This window comes from Flavobacterium sp. MMLR14_040, assembly GCF_033657265.1.
In the GTDB taxonomy this organism is placed as follows: Bacteria; Bacteroidota; Bacteroidia; order Flavobacteriales; family Flavobacteriaceae; genus Flavobacterium.
On the sequence record NZ_JAWVWO010000010.1, the window covers coordinates 182,224 to 199,861 of the forward strand.

The following is a 17,638-nucleotide window of genomic DNA, read 5'->3' on the forward strand; positions in this document are numbered from 1 at the left end:
ATTGTTTTATTTCTTAGAAAATAATTTAAGTCTCAGTTTTAGAGAACGTTACAAACGTTTTTAAAACTGAGACTATAGAATTAAATAATTATAGTGTATTTGTTTTAGCAATTAAGTGATAAGATAAATAACCTCCATCAGCTCTGATAGCTATAAAACTTAAAGTAGTTTCTGTTAACTCAACCAGTCTTACATTTGTAAAACTAAATGAAGAACTAAAATATGTAGCATCATTTGGGTGTAGCATTTCGAGTCCGCCATTAAAAATTAACCTGTCATTTTTTGACTGATCTGAAAATGAAAAGTTGAATGTTCCAGTTTTAGTCGTTTTTTCTGTACTTCCTAAAGTTGGATTAGTTTGTGTTACTGATACATTATAACCTCCTTTAAGGTCGAAAGTAATTTCTCCCCAATCTTTATTCTCTAAGTTTGCCCAAGGAATTTCTGAAAGCAATGGCCACCAGCCTGCAGGGCTAAGTGTACTGTTTACGTATTTTGCATCAACAAATTCAAGAGGTTTTACCATGTTTAATACCCATGTTTTTCCTTCTGTTCTGTTGGCAAGAAGTCCCCATCTTTCATCACTGAAATAAGCTTCGTCATTTTCTGCTACTGTAACTGTTACCGGAGCTGCTTCAACTGCACCACCTCTTGTATAAGCAGTATAAAAAATCTTATACGTTCCGCCAAAAGGCAAAATGATTTTATCATCACCTTTGTTAGAGTGTCCTAACTCATTTCCTTTACTGTCGATATAATGCCAATAAGGAATTACATTTGGATCTTCATTTTTAATCGCTACTTCGTGATCGTTCGCAGGATTTTGAACAATCGAAAATTTAGTATTAGCCGGCGTTAATGTAATGGCATCTAAACTTTCGCGGTCTTCTACAGGCTCACATGAAAATAAAAATGAGCTTATGGTTATTGCTGCTAGTAATATATATAATATACGTTTCATAATCATTTGTTTTTTAGTTATTACCAACCTGGATTTTGTTTGATAGTGCCATTAGAAAGTACAATTTGAGATTGTGGTAATGGGAACCAGCCTAAAGTTTCTGGTCTAAAAGTTACAGCAAAATCAGATCCACCATCAGTATTGTCAATTGCAGCTTTAGCAACAGTCATATCCTGTCTGATTAAGTCAAAATAACGTTGCCCTTCTAATGCCAATTCTAATTGACGCTCTGTCATAATAGTTTCTTTAGAAACAACAACTCTGTTAGTAGTACTTTTAAAAGCTCTGTCACGAACTTTATCTAAATCTGCTTGTGCTAACCCTAGATTTGAAGCTAAATTCAATTCTGCAGCCATCAGCAATACATCAGCATAGCGAATCATTGCAAGATCCTGATAGTTGTCAATTTGAAAATTTCCACCATTTGTTTCAACAATTGCTGTACCTGCTGCGTCGGTAATAGGGCAATATTTTTTCCACGAATATCCTGTATACTGACGTTGTTCTCTTGCTTCTGCATCAAAACTTAAACTTTCTTCTGCATAAGCAATAATAGTTGCATCTCTACGAGTATCTCCTCCCTCATATGCTTCATATAATTTAGGGTTAACGGTTGCTCCTCCCCATCCTGTAGCATATTTATTATTAACACTTCCACCACGTGGTGCAATGTTTACCTGGAAACGGTTTCCTTCATGTAAGTCCCAATTTCCTTTTCCAGAACTATTAAAACGAACAGCCCAAACCATTTCTGTATTATCTTCTCCTGCAAAGTTTGCGAAAGAAGCTGCTAACCAAAGATTAGCAAAATCCGGAACCAATTCGTGTCCGCTATTGCTTACTACATCATTTATGTATGTAATCGCCTGATCTTTGGTAACAACACCAGCTAAGTCAGGTTTTTCATAATAATCTGTGTAGAATAAAAAAGTTCTTGCCAAATAAGCTTCTGCTGCCCATTTTGTGATACGTCCGAAGTTTGCATTTCCTTTTTTAGAATAATTCTCAGGGCCTAAATTATCTGCAGCAAATTTTAAATCGTTAGCAATTAAGGCATAAGTAACCTCTGCCGCCTGTCTTGGTAATTGAAATTCGCTTGTAGTCACGGTGTGATCTAACGGAACAATTTCTCCAAACATTTTAGCAGCCTGAAAGTGAAAGTGCGCTCTTAAAAAACGAGCTTCAGCTTCGTATTGTGTTTTCAGGGCAGTTTGAGATCCCCAATTTACTTTATCAAGATTTTCTAATAAAATATTAGCTCTGTAAATTCCTAAATAAGAGTTGGTCCAGATAAGTGCATTCATATCTTTATCTGTCGTATACTGAAAGCGATCCCATTGTAAATCTGTTGTTGGATCTGCAATACCAAATCCTCCAAAACAATCATCAGATGCCTGTTCGCTCACAATCAATTGTGTTCCGTATGCTTCTCTTTGCAACACATCATAAACAGCAACTAATCCTTCAAAAGCGTCAGATGGCGTTTTATAAAAATTGTCTGTTACCTTATCTGTATAAGGTTCGTTTTCTAAAAAATCTTCCGAACAAGCTCCTAAAACCAATAAGCTTGAAAGCGCAAATAATTTTATATATGTTTTCATCGTTTTCATAAATTAAAAGTTAACATTAAGACCCATCATATACGTTCTTGGCTGTGGATAAAATCCAACATCAATTCCTCTTGCCCATTCTTGTCCTACAGTAGTATTTCCGAAACCAATTTCCGGGTCCATACCTTTATATTTTGTGAAAGTGTAAAGGTTATTAGCAGCAACATACAATCTGAATTTGCTAAAGAAATTTAACTTGTTTGTTAATTTTGTCAAATCACATCCGATAGTAATATTCTTAATTCTGAAGAAATCAGAATCCTGAACATATAAATCCGAGAATTTAGTATAGTTTCCATTAGGATCTGTTCCGTAAGTTACTCTTGGTGTTGTGTTAGAAGTTCCTTCAGAAGTCCATCTGTTTAAAACTTCAGTTGTGTTATTTGTATAAGCACGGGTATAATCATGAATTCCAAAAACGTTTTGACCACCTGCAGATCCGTAAGTATTAACCGTTAAGTCAAATGCTTTGTACGATAAATCAAAATTAACGCCATACGTATAATCAGGATTTGGGTTACCAACTTCTGTTTTATCATTAGCATCAATTTGTCCGTCTTTGTTTAAATCAACAAAACGAACGTCTCCTGGTTGTGCATTTGGCTGAACTCCCGCTGCAACTTCTGCTGCATTTTGAAAAATACCAGCTGTTTTTAAACCGTAGAAATATCCCATTGGTTTTCCAACTTCAACACGGTTCATCTCGTCTAAACCTTGAAACAATAAGTTAGATTCTCCGTGAATGATTCCTTCGTTGTTTGCAATTCTAAGTACTTCATTTTTGTTATGAGAAACGTTTGCATTGATACCAAAATTCCAGTTTCCGAAACTTTTACGGTATCCTACTGCAACCTCAAAACCTTTGTTACTTACATCTCCACCATTAACATAAGGTGCAGAAGCTCCTGCATAAGTTGGAATAGAAGCCAATACTAACCAGTCTTTTGTTTTTTTATCGTAGTAATCAAATGTCAAACTAAAATTAGTAAACAATGTAGCATCAAAACCAAAATCTAATTGCTCTGAAGTTTCCCATTTTAAGTTAGGATCTGAAAGCTGATCAGGGCTTGAACCTACTAGTAAAGTTTCGTCTCCTGTGCCAAAATGATATGTTTTGTCTTTTGAGCTAATGGTTGACATGTAAGCAAATCTTCTTGAGAATTGATCGTTACCATTTTGTCCCCAGCTCGCTCTAAGTTTAAATGTGTTTACAACTGCATTTTCTTTAAAGAAAGCTTCGCGGTCTAAATTCCAACCTGCAGAAAATGAAGGGAAAATTGCATATTTGTTATTTGGTCCAAATTCTGAAGATCCATCTCTACGTACTGTTGCAGAGAATAAATATTTGTTGTTGTAGTCGTATAACATACGTCCAAAGTAAGATTGGATTGCATAATCTGTACGATTCCCTTTCACCACATTTGATGTTGGATCTTTAGCATTATCCAAATAAGCATGTTCGAAATCAGTAAAAATTAAATTTCTACCCTGACCTTCCATATAATCTGCAGTATTCTTTTTTGCAGAAGTACCTACCAAAAAGTCAAAATTATGTGCGCCAGCAATTGTAGTTTTATATTGAAGTGTGTTTTCAAAAATCCATCCTGAACTTTTTGTTCCACTTTGTGTAACACTTGAAACTGTATTGTTATCACTTGAAGATAAAGAATAAACAGGTCTGAAAGAACGATAGTTACTATCTGTCATATCGACACCAAAACTAGTTCTGAAAGTAAAATCTTTAAGGAATTTTAATTCTGCAAAAATATTCCCAACATAACGGTTAACCTTTGTTTGGTTGAAGTTATTGTAATAAAGTGAACCAACCGGGTTACTTACGTCTGCAGAAATAGTTGATTTAGCAAAATTTCCATCAGCATCATAAGCCGCGTCAATTGGAGCCGCGTTTAAGAAACTTCTAATTCCGTTGCTGTAAATACCATCATCTGCAACTCCACTGGATTTTGTATTTGACAAAGTGAAGTTTTCTCCAATTTTCAAATGATTTTCAATTACTTCTGATGTTGAGTTCACACTAAAAGTAATACGATCGTATTGAGACTGGCTGTTTGCACCACCAATCATACCTTCCTGACCATAGTATGAAACACCTGTAGCAATAGTTGATTTTTTATCACCGCCTGTAATTAAAAGAGAGTGATTTTGTTTCATTGCTCCTTCATTAAACAAATCATCCTGCCAATCGTGATTTGGCAATGCTGCAACCTGAGCTGGCGTGTATAATGGCGTAAGTCCAGAGTTTACACGAGCTTCATTCATGATTGTAGTATACTCTTGCGTATTCATCAAATCAAGTTTTTTAGCAACTTGCTGAAAACCTGTATAAGAATTAAATGACACATTCATTTTTCCGTCTTTACCTTTTTTAGTTGTAACTAAGATAACCCCGTTGGCCGCTCTTGCTCCATAGATAGAAGCCGCAGAAGCATCTTTAAGTACATCGACCCTTTCGATAACCGAAGGATCAAGATAGGAGATACCGTTATCAACAACAACACCGTCTACTACATAAAGCGGATCACTTTTTCCTGCTGTACCGGCTCCACGAATGTTAACCACCATGTTAGCACCAGGCTGTCCTGAAGATGAAGTAACATTTACCCCAGATGCCTGACCTTGCAAAGCATTTGTAACATCAAGACTCGCAACTTGCTGAATATCTTTTCCAGATACAAGTGAAGTTGCAGCAGTGTTAACCTTTTTCTTTTGTGTACCGTAACCAATAACTACAATTTCTTTTAGTTCTGCAGTTTCAGCCTGCATCGTTACGTTTATTTTTTTATTTTCTCCAACAGTGATTTTTTGTGTTTTATATCCCATAAAACTAAATACCAGTACATCACCGGTCTTTGCTTCAATTTTGTATAATCCATCAAAATCAGTAGCAGTACTTGTCTTTGTTCCCTGTACCAGAATAGTGGCACCCGGAACTCCCATGTTATCATCTGCCGAAATAACATTTCCGGTTACAAACTTGGATTGCTCTTGGGCAAAACCAGATTGTATCATAAATAAGCTAAGCAATAGTGCCATATAATATGGCAGCATTGTTGTTTTTATACAATATTTGCTTTTCATAATAATTAAGAATTGGTTTAAATTTATAGTTAGTTACCTGTAATTATTTAATACGCATTCGAAATAATCTGTTCGAATAATTCTTGTCTGCCGCTTAATGGCTGAGGCTCTCCGCTTGCACGTGCAATTTTGCTTAAGTCTTCCAGAGACAATTCTCCGTTTTCAAACTTAGCTCCGTTACCACTGTCAAACGAACTGTAACGCTGTGTGCGTAATTTTCTGTAATCTGTATTTTGTAGTATATGATCTGCGCAGATTAATCCTCTTGCAAAAACATCCATTCCTGAAATGTGTGCAATGAATTTGTCTTCTAAATCGATTGAATTTCTTCTCACTTTAGCATCGAAGTTTACACCTCCACCCTGAATTCCTCCACCTTCAAGGATAACCAACATAGCTTGTGTTACTTCTTGAAGATTGATTGGGAATTGATCTGTATCCCAACCGTTTTGGTAATCACCACGATTCGCATCAATGCTTCCTAACATTCCGGCATCAACAGCAACTTGTAATTCATGTTCGAAAGAATGTCCCGCAAGTGTTGCGTGGTTTACTTCAAGGTTTAATTTGAAATCATTTTGAAGTCCGTATTTATTAATGAAACCTAAAGAAGTCGCCGCATCAAAATCGTACTGATGTTTGGTTGGTTCCATTGGTTTTGGTTCGATTAAAAAGTTTCCTTTAAAACCTTCTTTACGGGCATAATCTTTACAAGTATTTAAGAATCTTCCCAAATGGTCTAATTCTCTTTTCATGTCTGTGTTTAACAAACTCATATATCCTTCACGACCTCCCCAGAAAACATAATTTTCTCCACCAAGCGCAATAGTAGCATCGATCGCGATTTTTGCCTGAGCTCCGGCGTAAGCCAAGACGTCAAAGTTTGGATTTGTCGCAGCACCGTTCATGTAACGTGGATTGCTGAATAAATTTGAAGTTCCCCACAACAATTTAATTCCGGATTCCTGTTGTTTTTGTTTCGCATATTCAACCATTGTTTGAATACGAGTTTCAAATTCTGCCAAAGTTGGCGCATCATCCACAACATCAACATCATGAAAACAATAATATGGCAAACCTAATTTTGTCATGAATTCAAAAGCCGCGTCCATTTTGTCTTTAGCTCTTAAAATAGCATTTTCATTTTTATCCCATGCAAAAGTTTCAGTCGAAGCTCCAAACGGATCTCCACCTGTATTACATAGCGTATGCCAGTAAGCCATTGAAAAACGCAAATGTTCTTTCAAAGTTTTTCCTGCAACGACACGATTTTCATCGTACCATTTAAAAGCTAACGGATTGTCACTTTCTCTGCCTTCGAACTTAATTGTATCGATGTTTTTAAAATATTGATTGGTTGTGCTCATTATTATTGTTCTATTTTAATTTGATTTTTCCATTCCTGATAGAAATCCTGATATTGTGATGTCAGGATTTTGTTGGGTTCAATTCGGTCTAAACACTGCAATCCTGAAAAAGCTTCGTCAAGCGAATTGTAATATCCTAATCCGTAAGCGGCGCCTCTTGCAGCTCCTTCTGCTCCCGAAGTATTGTATAATTCTAAAGTAGTTTGGGTTGTATTGGTGAAGATTTCCCTGAAAACCGGACTTAAAAATAAGTTTGAATTTCCTGCTCTAACTACAGTTCCGGAGACACCAACTTCTTTCATCACATCAAAACCATAATTCATGGCAAACACAATTCCTTCGCAGGCGGCGCGCACCAAATGTGATGGTTGGTGAATATTGAAGTTTAAATTCTGAATTCCTGATGTTGCATTTTTATTATTGAAAATACGTTCAACACCATTTCCGAAAGGATAAAAACGAAGTCCGTTGCTTCCCGCCTCAACTTTTGCAGCTTCGGCATTTAATTTTTCGTAGGCAATTAAATCAGCTCTGTCAACAGACATGATTTTACGCAGCCATTGATATAAAATTCCAGAACCGTTGATGCACAGCATTACGCCATTTTTCTTTTCGGTTTCTGTATTGTTAACATGTAAAAAAGTATTGATTCTGTTTTGTTTGTCGTAAGCATCCTGATCGCTTACTGCATATATAACTGCAGACGTTCCGGCTGTTGTAGCAATTTCGCCTGGTTTCAAAACATTTAACGACAATGCATTATTGGGTTGATCTCCCGAACGATATGTAATTTTTGCATCAGGATTTAATCCTAATTCCTGAGCAATTTCAGAATGAATTGTAGCCTGAATTCCAAAGTTTGAAACAATTTCAGGAACGATATCTGATGACAATCCCATTTGAGAAAGGATTTCAGTTGCCAATTTTCCTTCTGAAAAATTCCATAAAGCTGCTTCTGATAATCCCGAAGTACTAATTTGAGCTACTTTTGATAATTTCGCAGCAATAAAATCGCCAGGAAGCATCATATATTTTGCTTTTGCAAAAACTTCAGGCTGGTTCTCTTTTACCCATTTTAGTTTTGAAGCCGTAAAATTTCCCGGACTTCCCAAAATTTGTTTTTGGCAGTTTTCGGCACCAATTTGAGCATAAACGGCATCACCAATAATAGCAGCGCGGCTATCGCACCAAATTATCGAAGAACGAACCGGATTCAAATTTTCATCGGTTAAAACCAAACCATGCATTTGATAGGCAATCCCGATTCCTGCAATTTTCTTTAAATCAATATTAGATTTAGCTCCCAATTGTTTAATTCCGTCTTTTACATATTGCCACCAGGACTCAGGATCTTGTTCTGCCCAGCCAAATTGTTGCGCGATAATGGGCATTTCAAAATCTGGAACGCTTACTGCACCAATAGTCGTTCCTTTCTCAGGATCGAAAACTGATAATTTTATTGAAGAGCTTCCTAAATCAATTCCTAAAAAAAACATTTGTGGTACTTTTTAATTAGTTATAGATTTGTCCTTTTTTCAACTTATAGTCAAACTGAACTTATCTTATGGTTATTTTGACTACAAGTGTAAAACATTTTTTCTATATTAACAAAATATTAGATGTTTTTTTTGGCAATTCAGATAAATTGATGTTCATTTTTACAGATACAACAAAAAACGAAATAAAAGTGAAATAAAAATTGCCAAAAAAATAGCAAATTATGAATTTGACAATCAGACATTTAAGAATCAAAATTTGAAAGTGAAAAAATTATCAATAAAATAATACACTGATTATCAGAAAATTGTTACGTTAAAAAAAATATAAAGCTTTTACGAAGGCAGTTATTCATTTTATTTATTTAATTTGTCAAAATTTTAATAGCATATGGTTAAAAATGTAGAGGATAATTCAGTTTTGAAGGAACAAACTGCAATGAATGCAATCACGATTGACTGTGTAATATTTGGTTTTGATAAAGGAAGTTTAGAAGTACTTTTGGTACAGCACGGAGAAGGGATTAGCAAAGGAAAATGGGGGCTTCCGGGAGGATGGATTTATAAAAAAGAAAGTACAGACAACGCCGCACATCGTTTATTGAATGAACTTACCGGTCTTGATAATATTTACCTTGAGCAGTTAAAAGCATTTGGCGACCCCGATCGTTTCCCGCTTCGACGCGTTATTACGATTGGTTATTATGCTTTGGTAAAACGCGAAGATTACAATATTAAAGCAGGTTTTACGGCATCTGATGCCAAATGGTATAAAATAAATAATATTCCGGATTTGATTTATGATCATAATGAAATCCTGGCCTATAGTTTAAAACATCTTCAAAACAGAGTTCGTCAGGCTCCGCTTGGATTTAATTTATTGCCTGAAAAATTTACTTTACTGCAATTAATGCATTTGTATGAAGAAATTTTAGGAATCGAAATGGATAAATCTAATTTTCGCCGAAAAATTCTTCACATGAAATTATTGGTTGCTTTAGATGAAAAACAACAAGATGTGTCACACAGAGCCGCAAAATTGTATAAGTTTGATCCTGATATTTATAAAAAACTGACTGAAAAAGGATTTAACTTTGAATTTTAATGGCCTCTTCTTCTTCTCAAAATATTTCTGAAACGAATACCAATATAACTGTAGCTAAAAAAACAGTTATACATGGCATCACGATTGACTGTGTTATTTTTTCTTTCGATAAAAAAAACCTTGAAGTGCTTTTGGTACAACATGCCGGAGGAGCAAGTGTTGGAAAATGGGGGCTTCTGGGTGGAGATTTATATTTAGACGAAAGTATTGATGATGCTGCCCTTCGAATAGTATATGAATTGACCAGTCTTGACAACATTTATCTGGAACAGCTAAAAGCTTTTACGGATCCGGATCGTGTAAAAAGCACAAGAGTTATAACCGTTGGTTATTATACTTTATTAAATAGGGAAGATTATGATATTAAAGCCAGCATTTCTGTAATTGAAGCCAAATGGTATAAAATTAAAGATATTCCGGATTTGATTTTTGACCACAACGAAATTCTCGAATTTAGTTTGATGCAATTGCGTAATCGTGTTCGCCAGGCGCCAATTGGTTTTAATCTTTTGCCGGAGAAATTCACTCTTTTGCAGCTAATGCATCTTTATGAAGAAATACTAGGAATTGAATTAGACAAATCCAACTTTCGCAGAAAAATTTTGCACATGAAGTTATTAGTTGCACTCGACGAAAAGCAACAAGATGTCTCGCACAGAGCAGCAAAACTATATAAATTCGATCCTGAAATTTACAAAAAACTGACTGAAAAAGGTTTTAATTTTGAATTCTAAAAAAATGCCCGAAGAATCTTCGGGCATTTAAGTTTTTTAAGGCATACAGACAATTATTACATTACAGTAACCTTCTACAATACCTTGAAATTGACTCGGGTCCTGATCTCCTGAATTGGCTGCAATTCCTCGTCCGCTTGCACAAATAGAAGTAGGAACATCTCTGGGACCGCAAACGGTTCCTATATTACCACCTTTAATTCCTTTTAATTCTTCTTTTGAAAGTCTGCCGAATTTTTCAGCAAGTTTCATGGTTTGCTTTTCCATAATTTGTTGGTTTAATTAATTAGTAAAAATAGAAACCATAATTGATTAGCCTTATGGTCATAATGAATACAAGTATAATTATATTTTCTGTAACCGACAATTATTCGTACAAAAAATAGCGATTTATCACTTAAAACTAATTTCTGATTTTTATTTGGCAAACATTCAATCAATTAGATACCCAAATAAAAACATTCCTTAAGATTTTGTTGCGTATCACATTCCTGATAATGGTTATTTAAGATTCTAAAAGACAACTTTATAGCCTTAAAATTCAAAATCGAAGAACTACATTCCAGAATCCAAAACTTTCCGCTATCTTTGCCCCTTAATTACATGCTCTAAACGCAATTGCTGCAGAGTAAATTTATACCCGAAATACTTAAAAACTCGTATAGAGAATTGACATTATAAAATGAAGAAGATACGTAACTTTTGCATTATTGCACACATTGACCACGGTAAAAGTACATTGGCAGACAGACTATTGGGCGCCACACAAACCGTTACAGCTCGTGAAGAAAAAGCACAATTGCTTGACAACATGGATCTGGAGCGCGAGCGTGGAATTACCATTAAAAGTCACGCCATTCAAATGGAATATACTTATAAGGGAGAAGAATATATTTTAAATTTAATTGACACTCCTGGTCACGTTGACTTTTCATACGAAGTTTCTCGTTCAATTGCTGCCTGTGAAGGTGCGCTTTTGATTGTTGATGCTGCACAAAGTATTCAGGCACAAACGATTTCTAACTTATATCTTGCTTTAGAAAATGATCTGGAAATTATTCCGGTTTTGAATAAAGTAGATTTACCAAGTGCTAATCCTGAAGAAGTTAGTGATGATATTATCGATTTACTAGGTTGCAAATTAGAAGATATTATTCATGCTTCGGGAAAAACAGGTTTTGGTGTTGAAAATATTTTGGCTGCCATTATCGAAAAAATTCCTGCTCCAAAAGGAAATAAAGACGAACCATTACAGGCTTTAATTTTTGACTCGGTTTACAACCCGTTTCGTGGAATCGAAGTTATTTTTAGAGTTGTAAATGGTGAAATCAAAAAAGGACAGAAAATTAAATTCATGGCCACTGGAAATGAATATTTTGCTGACGAAATTGGAACATTGAAATTAAATCAGGTTCCAAAAAATGTCATTTCTGTTGGAGATGTTGGATATTTGATTTCCGGAATTAAAGAAGCAAAAGAAGTAAAAGTTGGTGATACCTTAACGGACGCAAAAACACCAACCACAAATATGATTACAGGTTTTGAGGATGTAAAACCAATGGTTTTCGCCGGTATTTATCCTGTTGATACTGAAGATTATGAAGATTTGCGTTCTTCGATGGAGAAATTGCAACTGAATGATGCTTCGTTAGTTTTTACACCTGAAAGTTCTGCAGCGTTAGGATTTGGTTTCCGTTGCGGATTCCTAGGAATGCTTCACATGGAAATTATCCAGGAACGTTTAGAGCGTGAGTTTGATATGACTGTAATTACTACAGTTCCTAACGTTTCGTATTTGGCTTATACCAAAAAAGATCCTGAAACTCCATTCGTTGTAAATAATCCTTCTGATTTACCTGAACCTTCTCGTTTAGACAGAGTTGAAGAACCTTATATTAAAGCAACAATTATTACAAAAGCTGATTTCGTAGGAAACGTAATGAGTTTGTGTATAGAAAAACGTGGTCAAATCACCAACCAAACATATTTAACAACAGAACGTGTTGAATTAACTTTTGATATGCCTCTTGCCGAAATTGTATTCGATTTTTACGATCGTTTAAAAACAGTTTCTAAAGGCTATGCTTCTTTTGACTACTCTCCTATCGGAATGAGAACTTCGAAATTAGTAAAACTGGACGTTCTTTTGAATGCCCAAACAGTTGATGCACTTTCAGCTTTGATTCACGAAGACAACGCTTACAACATCGGTAAAAAAATGACCGAGAAATTGCGCGAATTGATTCCGAGACAACAGTTTGATATTCCGATTCAGGCTGCGATTGGAGCCAAAATTATCGCTCGTGAAACGATTAAAGCACTTCGTAAAGACGTTACCGCAAAATGTTACGGTGGAGATATTTCGCGTAAGCGTAAACTTTTGGAGAAACAGAAAAAAGGTAAAAAACGTATGAGACAAGTTGGAAACGTTGAGATTCCGCAAGAAGCTTTTATGGCTGTTTTGAAATTGAACGACTAGTCTTTTAGAAGAAAGAATAAAGAGAATAATATAGATGAACCCGATGACGAAAGTTGTTGGGTTTTTTGTTTGTTTTTTTAAAGATTCTCTCAGTAATACAATTGCAGAAACTGAACCGCTGCGGGACTTTCCTTGAAATATAAATTATAAAACACTTATAAAAAGCAGATTTTTCGCAACAAAAAACCATCAGTAAATACTTATAAAAAAAGCAATTTTTAACTCTATTGCTTTGAATATTAATTCATATGATCGTGATTGAGAAATGTTTTAAGATAAAAAATATAACTTTAATCTTACAAACATTAAAAGCTTTTATTATGAAAACGAAATTTTTATTTATTTTATCATTGTTGACTTTTTCATTTGCAAATGCACAACAAGTCGAAGCTGACGAAGAAATGAATTCGGCAAAAGGTGTCACTTTTCAAAATGGTGATATGTTTCTCGAAGGTTCAATTAAAATTAGTACCGGAGGAGATGAAGATTATTATGGCTTTAGTCCAAAATTTGGTTACTTTCTAAATGACAAAGTAGCGATTGGAGCTAAATTAAATTATGAAAGCAGTAAAACAGAATCAACTGACACCAAAATCAATGTATTTGGCGTTGGAGCCTTTGCGCGTTACTATTTTCTTGAATTGGACAAAAAACGTTTTAAAGCATTTGGAGAAGCCGGATTAGGTTTTGGAAGCAATAAAACTGAATTTGAAGGAGTAGAAGACACGGATAATAGTATTACGGCAGATCTTAATATTGGTCTGAATTATTTTATCACCAAAAACATTGCAGTAACCTTTACATTGGCAAATGTTTTGTCATACAACAGTGTTTCTCCAGAAAACGGACCTTCATCAGATACTTTCAATTTGAACATCAATTTATTTAAAAACATTTTTGATCAGCCAGAATTTGGATTATTGTACAGATTTTAATGATTAATTAGTTTCGGATATTAAGCATAATCATGAAGATGTAAAACATTCAAACAAAAAACCCCGATAATTCGTTATCGGGTTTTTTGTTGCAATTTTTAGAACATAATATGATCCACAAAGCAGATTGTAGAGACGCACACGTTGTGGATAAAATGTTCTATTTTTAAAATGCATTCAAATTGCTGATAATTTTTAACAGTAAATCTGTCCTAATTTGGAACAGATTTTTTATTTCTTAAACTCTGAAGCTTTGTATCTTTGAAGCTTTACAAAAACTCAGCAACTTAGAACCTTAGTAACTTAGCATCTTAAAAAAATGGACGAAACCCCAAAACGATTTGATCGAATTGTTGCTATTCTGATTCAGTTACAATCTAAAAAAATTGTAAAAGCTCAGGAATTAGCAGATCGTTTTGACTGTAGTTTGAGAACGATTTACAGAGATATTCGAACTTTGGAAGCATCGGGAGTTCCTATTTATAGTGAAGCCGGAGTTGGTTATGCTTTGATGGAAGGTTACAGATTACCACCCGTTATGTTTACGCGTGAAGAAGTAAGCAGTTTTATTGCTGCCGAAAAACTGATGCAAAAATTCACGGATCCATCTTTGGGAAATCATTACGCATCGGCGATGTATAAACTGAAATCGGTTTTGAGAAGTAATGACAAAGACTGGCTTTCGAATATTGAATCGAGGGTTGTGATGCAAACTGCAGAACCCATGTTTAATGATAATTCGCCTAATACGCTGGCGCTTCTTTTTGAAAGTATTGCCGAGAAAAAGCAAATTTTGTTATCCTATAAAACCTTTGATAAAGAAGAAGTAACGCAGCGAAATATTGAACCTGTCGGCGTTTTTCACGACCATAACAATTGGTATTTTCTGGGTTATTGTCATTTAAGAAAAGATTACAGGCAATTTCGAACCGACAGAATTCAAGCAATAAAAAAAACAGACTGTGATTTTACGATCGAACATGATTCATTAGAAACATACTTAAATAAAACAGAAACAATTCCAACGACTAAAGTTCGAATTTTGATCGAAAAGAAAATCGCAAGATATCTTGTAACCGAAAAAAAATATCACGGTTTTGTTTCAGAAAAAGAAGTCGACGGAAAAATTGAAATGACTTTTATGTCCAGCAGTGTCGACAATGGTTTTCCGCGGTGGTTTTTAATGTTTGGAGATTATGCTACAATATTAGAGCCCGAAAGCCTTAAAACTAGAACTTTAGAATTATTAGAAGTCAACAGAAAAAGACTTTTATAAAAAAACTCCCGAGAAAATATCTTCGGGAGTTTTTTATTTTATTGCTGAGTTTTCACAACATTATAAAAATTATAATCTGTATTTGAGGCATCTGTAATTCCGATGTTTCTTCCAATTGTTACAATCTGACCTCTGTGATAAGTGCCATGATTGATAACCTGAAGTAAATAGTCAGAAATTGGAAGCTCGCATTCAAACCAGGGATTAATGATTTTAACTTTTTTTACAAAATCTTCTTCTGACAATGAATTAATAAAATTGGCCAATTTTTTAGATGAATTTAATAAACCTGAAAGTATTTCTTCTTTAGACAATTCACTTTCCAATTTCTTTTCTAATAGAGAAGTTTCAGAAATAACAGAAAGCCAATATTCTTCTGTCGACCAAATATGATCGAGTGTTTTCATAATAGTCGAAAAACTCGAAGGTACTTCTGCATAAAGCAGTTCATCAGATTTCGGCGAAAGCCAATTCACGAATTGTTGATTTACCCATAAATTGTAATCTGCATAATTGGACATTATATTTTTTAAGCTCATGGTCACTAATTTTAGATTCTTCAATAAAGTTATAATATAAAATTTGATTATCTTTCCCAGAAAAAAGGAGGTTCAATTCCTAAAGCTCTCAGGTACACATAACCTTGTCCGCGATGATGTACTTCATTATCAATAAAATATAGAATATTCTGAATTACCGGAAATTCATATTGACCAAAAAGATTAAAGGTTTCATTAAAATCCTCAATAGAAAGTTTTTGCCAGTACTCATTAATTTCGGCAGTTGCTTCGTCCCATTTTTCAAGGTATTGTGCTTTAAAAACCAATTTTTCTGAATCCTCTGCAAAGGGTTTTGTTTCTTTAGTCACGATTCCCTTTAAACCCGGAACCGCAATGGCTAAAAGTTCATCGGCTAATTTTGCAAAAGGTCGCATTCCCGCAATAGAAAATTCAAAAAAGTCTTTTTCAGGAAACGCTTCAATTACACGACGCGTTAAGGCGCGGTGACCTTGCCAATGTTTCAATAAATCTTCCGGAGTAATTACCTGGGCTGCTAATGTTTTCATGATTTTAAAGTTTTAATTATTTAATACTTCAAAATTATTGAGGGTTGGTGACAACGGTTTGTCAACAGGAAATAAAAAAATAGAAAATTTTTCTATTTTTTTATTTCCGTAGAGACGCATTTGTAGAGACGCACAGCAGTGCGTGTACATAACGTGACCCCATTTTATTCCGTTACGCCAAACCTGACAGGTTTTAAAAACCTGTCAGGTTTAGTATTGCATTTACGATGTGTATATAAATTGTGGTTACTGCGCGGGAGATGCACTGCTGTGCGTCTCTACGATAGATCGACGATTTAGATGGGCGATATAGATTGTGGAGAATATCTGTTTCTTTAAATATTATTATTGAAAATCTATTTATCTGGCGGCGAAACCCGACAGGTTTTAAAAACCTGTCGGGTTTTGTATTGTGGTTACGATGTGTAAATAATTGTGGTTACTGGGTGTGAGACGCACTGCTGTGCGTCTCTACGATTAAGATTGTGTGAAATATTATAATTAAAAATCTATTTATTCTCTCTGCCAAACGAAACTCATAATTCATAACTAATAACTTATAACTAAAATTACCTATTCTTCAACCATTCAAATAAACGGTTGGCATCTTCAAATTTAAATAATTGTGTTCCTTCATTCATTGTCGCGGCAGATCCGCAGGCAACTCCCCAGCGAATTACTTCTTTTAGGCTTTTATTTTGAGATAATGCCCAAACCATTCCGCCTACCATACTATCTCCTGCTCCAACGGTACTTTTTTTGGCCACATTTGGTGCGGGAACAAATTCACAATTGTCTTTTGTAACCAAAACTGCGCCTTGTGGCCCGAGTGATACCACTACAATTTCGGCTCCGCCTTTTGCAATGATCTTTTTTGCGGCATCATCAACTTCTTCCATTTCCAGACGTTCGACGCCTATTAATTTTGCCAGTTCACCAACATTTGGTTTTATAAGATAAGCTCCAGTTTCTAAAACTTTCTTTAATGCTTCGCCAGAAGTATCTACAACTAATTTTGAATTTGAGGCTTTTGCTATTTCTGCTACTTTTTGATAAAAATCATCAGACAACCCTTCATTTAAACTTCCACTTGCAACGAGAAATTTTGGCTTTAAATTCGAAATTGTTTCTAAAATCTTCTCAACTTCTGAATTTTCTAAAACATCACCCGAAAATCCAAAGCGATATTGCGAGTTTGTATGATCATCAACAGCAATAAAATTTTCTCTTGTTGCTGTTTTGGTTTCGATTACTTCAAAATCTATCTTTTCTTCTGTAACCAAATCTTTTAGCATTTCTCCAACTGGCCCGCCCGCTGTAAAAACGGCTAATGAATTTCCGCGTAAGCGAGAAATTGCTTTAGAAACATTTATTCCGCCACCGCCCGCATCAAATTGAGGGTCTTTGCATCTTATTTTCTGCTCAGCAATCAACCCCGAAAAATGAGTGCTTTTATCAACCGAAGGATTTACGGTTAGTGTAACTATATCAAATGATTTCATGTTTTTAC

14 protein-coding genes are annotated in these 17,638 nt (G+C 34.9%); 5 read left to right on the top strand and 9 right to left on the bottom strand.

What is annotated here, in order from left to right:
• Positions 1-88: 88 nt before the first annotated feature.
• Genes SD960_RS14950 through SD960_RS14970 form a run of 5 tightly spaced genes read right to left on the bottom strand, consistent with a single transcriptional unit; the run spans position 89 to position 8,533 of the window.
• Positions 89-961, bottom strand: coding sequence for a hypothetical protein (locus SD960_RS14950; protein WP_318804376.1), 873 nt, complete (start codon positions 959-961; stop codon positions 89-91).
• 20 nt (positions 962-981) lie between these two features.
• Positions 982-2,562 (bottom strand): RagB/SusD family nutrient uptake outer membrane protein, encoded by a 1,581-nt coding sequence (locus SD960_RS14955; protein WP_318804378.1) that lies wholly within the window; start codon positions 2,560-2,562, stop codon positions 982-984.
• Positions 2,563-2,574: 12 nt separating this feature from the next.
• On the bottom strand, positions 2,575-5,670 hold the full coding sequence (locus SD960_RS14960) for a TonB-dependent receptor (protein ID WP_318804380.1): 3,096 nt from the start codon (positions 5,668-5,670) through the stop codon (positions 2,575-2,577).
• Between the two features lie 47 nt (positions 5,671-5,717).
• Positions 5,718-7,037, bottom strand: coding sequence for a xylose isomerase (gene xylA, locus SD960_RS14965; protein ID WP_318804382.1), 1,320 nt, complete (start codon positions 7,035-7,037; stop codon positions 5,718-5,720).
• Positions 7,038-7,039: 2 nt separating this feature from the next.
• Positions 7,040-8,533, bottom strand: a complete 1,494-nt coding sequence (locus tag SD960_RS14970) for a xylulokinase (RefSeq protein WP_318804384.1) — start codon at positions 8,531-8,533, stop codon at positions 7,040-7,042.
• Positions 8,534-8,924: 391 nt separating this feature from the next.
• Between SD960_RS14970 and SD960_RS14975 the strand changes: the two genes are divergently transcribed.
• The gene (locus SD960_RS14975; RefSeq protein WP_318804386.1) at positions 8,925-9,638 is read left to right on the top strand and encodes an NUDIX hydrolase; all 714 of its coding nucleotides are present in this window, start codon (positions 8,925-8,927) and stop codon (positions 9,636-9,638) included.
• Complete coding sequence (locus SD960_RS14980) at positions 9,638-10,372, top strand: NUDIX hydrolase (RefSeq protein ID WP_318804387.1); 735 nt, start codon at positions 9,638-9,640, stop codon at positions 10,370-10,372. Before SD960_RS14975 ends, SD960_RS14980 begins: the two co-directional genes overlap by 1 nt.
• 36 nt (positions 10,373-10,408) lie before the next feature.
• Here the strand turns inward: SD960_RS14980 and SD960_RS14985 are convergent, their stop codons facing one another.
• A complete protein-coding gene (locus tag SD960_RS14985) occupies positions 10,409-10,639 on the bottom strand; it encodes a hypothetical protein (RefSeq protein WP_318804388.1) in 231 nt (76 codons plus the stop codon).
• Positions 10,640-11,054: 415 nt separating this feature from the next.
• Here SD960_RS14985 and lepA point away from each other — a divergent pair, with 415 nt between their 5' ends.
• The 3 genes from lepA (at position 11,055) to SD960_RS15000 (ending at position 15,062) form a co-directional block, all read left to right on the top strand.
• On the top strand, positions 11,055-12,851 hold the full coding sequence (lepA, locus tag SD960_RS14990; RefSeq protein ID WP_318804389.1) for a translation elongation factor 4: 1,797 nt from the start codon (positions 11,055-11,057) through the stop codon (positions 12,849-12,851).
• Positions 12,852-13,171: 320 nt separating this feature from the next.
• Positions 13,172-13,786 (top strand): outer membrane beta-barrel protein, encoded by a 615-nt coding sequence (locus SD960_RS14995; protein WP_318804390.1) that lies wholly within the window; start codon positions 13,172-13,174, stop codon positions 13,784-13,786.
• Positions 13,787-14,105: 319 nt separating this feature from the next.
• Complete coding sequence (locus SD960_RS15000; protein WP_318804392.1) at positions 14,106-15,062, top strand: YafY family protein; 957 nt, start codon at positions 14,106-14,108, stop codon at positions 15,060-15,062.
• A 38-nt stretch (positions 15,063-15,100) separates the two neighbouring features.
• On the opposite strand, the gene SD960_RS15005 is transcribed toward SD960_RS15000, so the two are convergent.
• From SD960_RS15005 to SD960_RS15015, 3 genes are all read right to left on the bottom strand, one after another.
• Positions 15,101-15,601 (bottom strand): DinB family protein, encoded by a 501-nt coding sequence (locus tag SD960_RS15005; protein ID WP_318804394.1) that lies wholly within the window; start codon positions 15,599-15,601, stop codon positions 15,101-15,103.
• 47 nt (positions 15,602-15,648) lie between these two features.
• A complete protein-coding gene (locus SD960_RS15010) occupies positions 15,649-16,128 on the bottom strand; it encodes a DinB family protein (RefSeq protein ID WP_042562956.1) in 480 nt (159 codons plus the stop codon).
• A gap of 569 nt (positions 16,129-16,697) precedes the next feature.
• Entirely contained in the window at positions 16,698-17,630 is a 933-nt protein-coding gene (locus SD960_RS15015) for a 1-phosphofructokinase family hexose kinase (RefSeq protein WP_318804396.1), read from the bottom strand.
• Positions 17,631-17,638: the final 8 nt, after the last annotated feature.

Excerpts from the sequence above, each read along its gene's own strand:
- SD960_RS14970 (WP_318804384.1), bottom strand. The coding sequence starts at position 8,533 with ATGTTTTTTTTAGGAATTGATTTAGGAAGCTCTTCAATAAAATTATCA.
- SD960_RS14985 (WP_318804388.1), bottom strand. The coding sequence starts at position 10,639 with ATGGAAAAGCAAACCATGAAACTTGCTGAAAAATTCGGCAGACTTTCA.
- SD960_RS15000 (WP_318804392.1), top strand. The coding sequence starts at position 14,106 with ATGGACGAAACCCCAAAACGATTTGATCGAATTGTTGCTATTCTGATT.
- SD960_RS15015 (WP_318804396.1), bottom strand. The coding sequence starts at position 17,630 with ATGAAATCATTTGATATAGTTACACTAACCGTAAATCCTTCGGTTGAT.
- SD960_RS14980 (WP_318804387.1), top strand. The coding sequence starts at position 9,638 with ATGGCCTCTTCTTCTTCTCAAAATATTTCTGAAACGAATACCAATATA.
- SD960_RS14960 (WP_318804380.1), bottom strand. The coding sequence starts at position 5,670 with ATGAAAAGCAAATATTGTATAAAAACAACAATGCTGCCATATTATATG.
- SD960_RS14975 (WP_318804386.1), top strand. The coding sequence starts at position 8,925 with ATGGTTAAAAATGTAGAGGATAATTCAGTTTTGAAGGAACAAACTGCA.
- SD960_RS14995 (WP_318804390.1), top strand. The coding sequence starts at position 13,172 with ATGAAAACGAAATTTTTATTTATTTTATCATTGTTGACTTTTTCATTT.
- xylA (WP_318804382.1), bottom strand. The coding sequence starts at position 7,037 with ATGAGCACAACCAATCAATATTTTAAAAACATCGATACAATTAAGTTC.
- SD960_RS14950 (WP_318804376.1), bottom strand. The coding sequence starts at position 961 with ATGAAACGTATATTATATATATTACTAGCAGCAATAACCATAAGCTCA.
- lepA (WP_318804389.1), top strand. The coding sequence starts at position 11,055 with ATGAAGAAGATACGTAACTTTTGCATTATTGCACACATTGACCACGGT.
- SD960_RS15005 (WP_318804394.1), bottom strand. The coding sequence starts at position 15,601 with ATGAGCTTAAAAAATATAATGTCCAATTATGCAGATTACAATTTATGG.
- SD960_RS14955 (WP_318804378.1), bottom strand. The coding sequence starts at position 2,562 with ATGAAAACATATATAAAATTATTTGCGCTTTCAAGCTTATTGGTTTTA.
- SD960_RS15010 (WP_042562956.1), bottom strand. The coding sequence starts at position 16,128 with ATGAAAACATTAGCAGCCCAGGTAATTACTCCGGAAGATTTATTGAAA.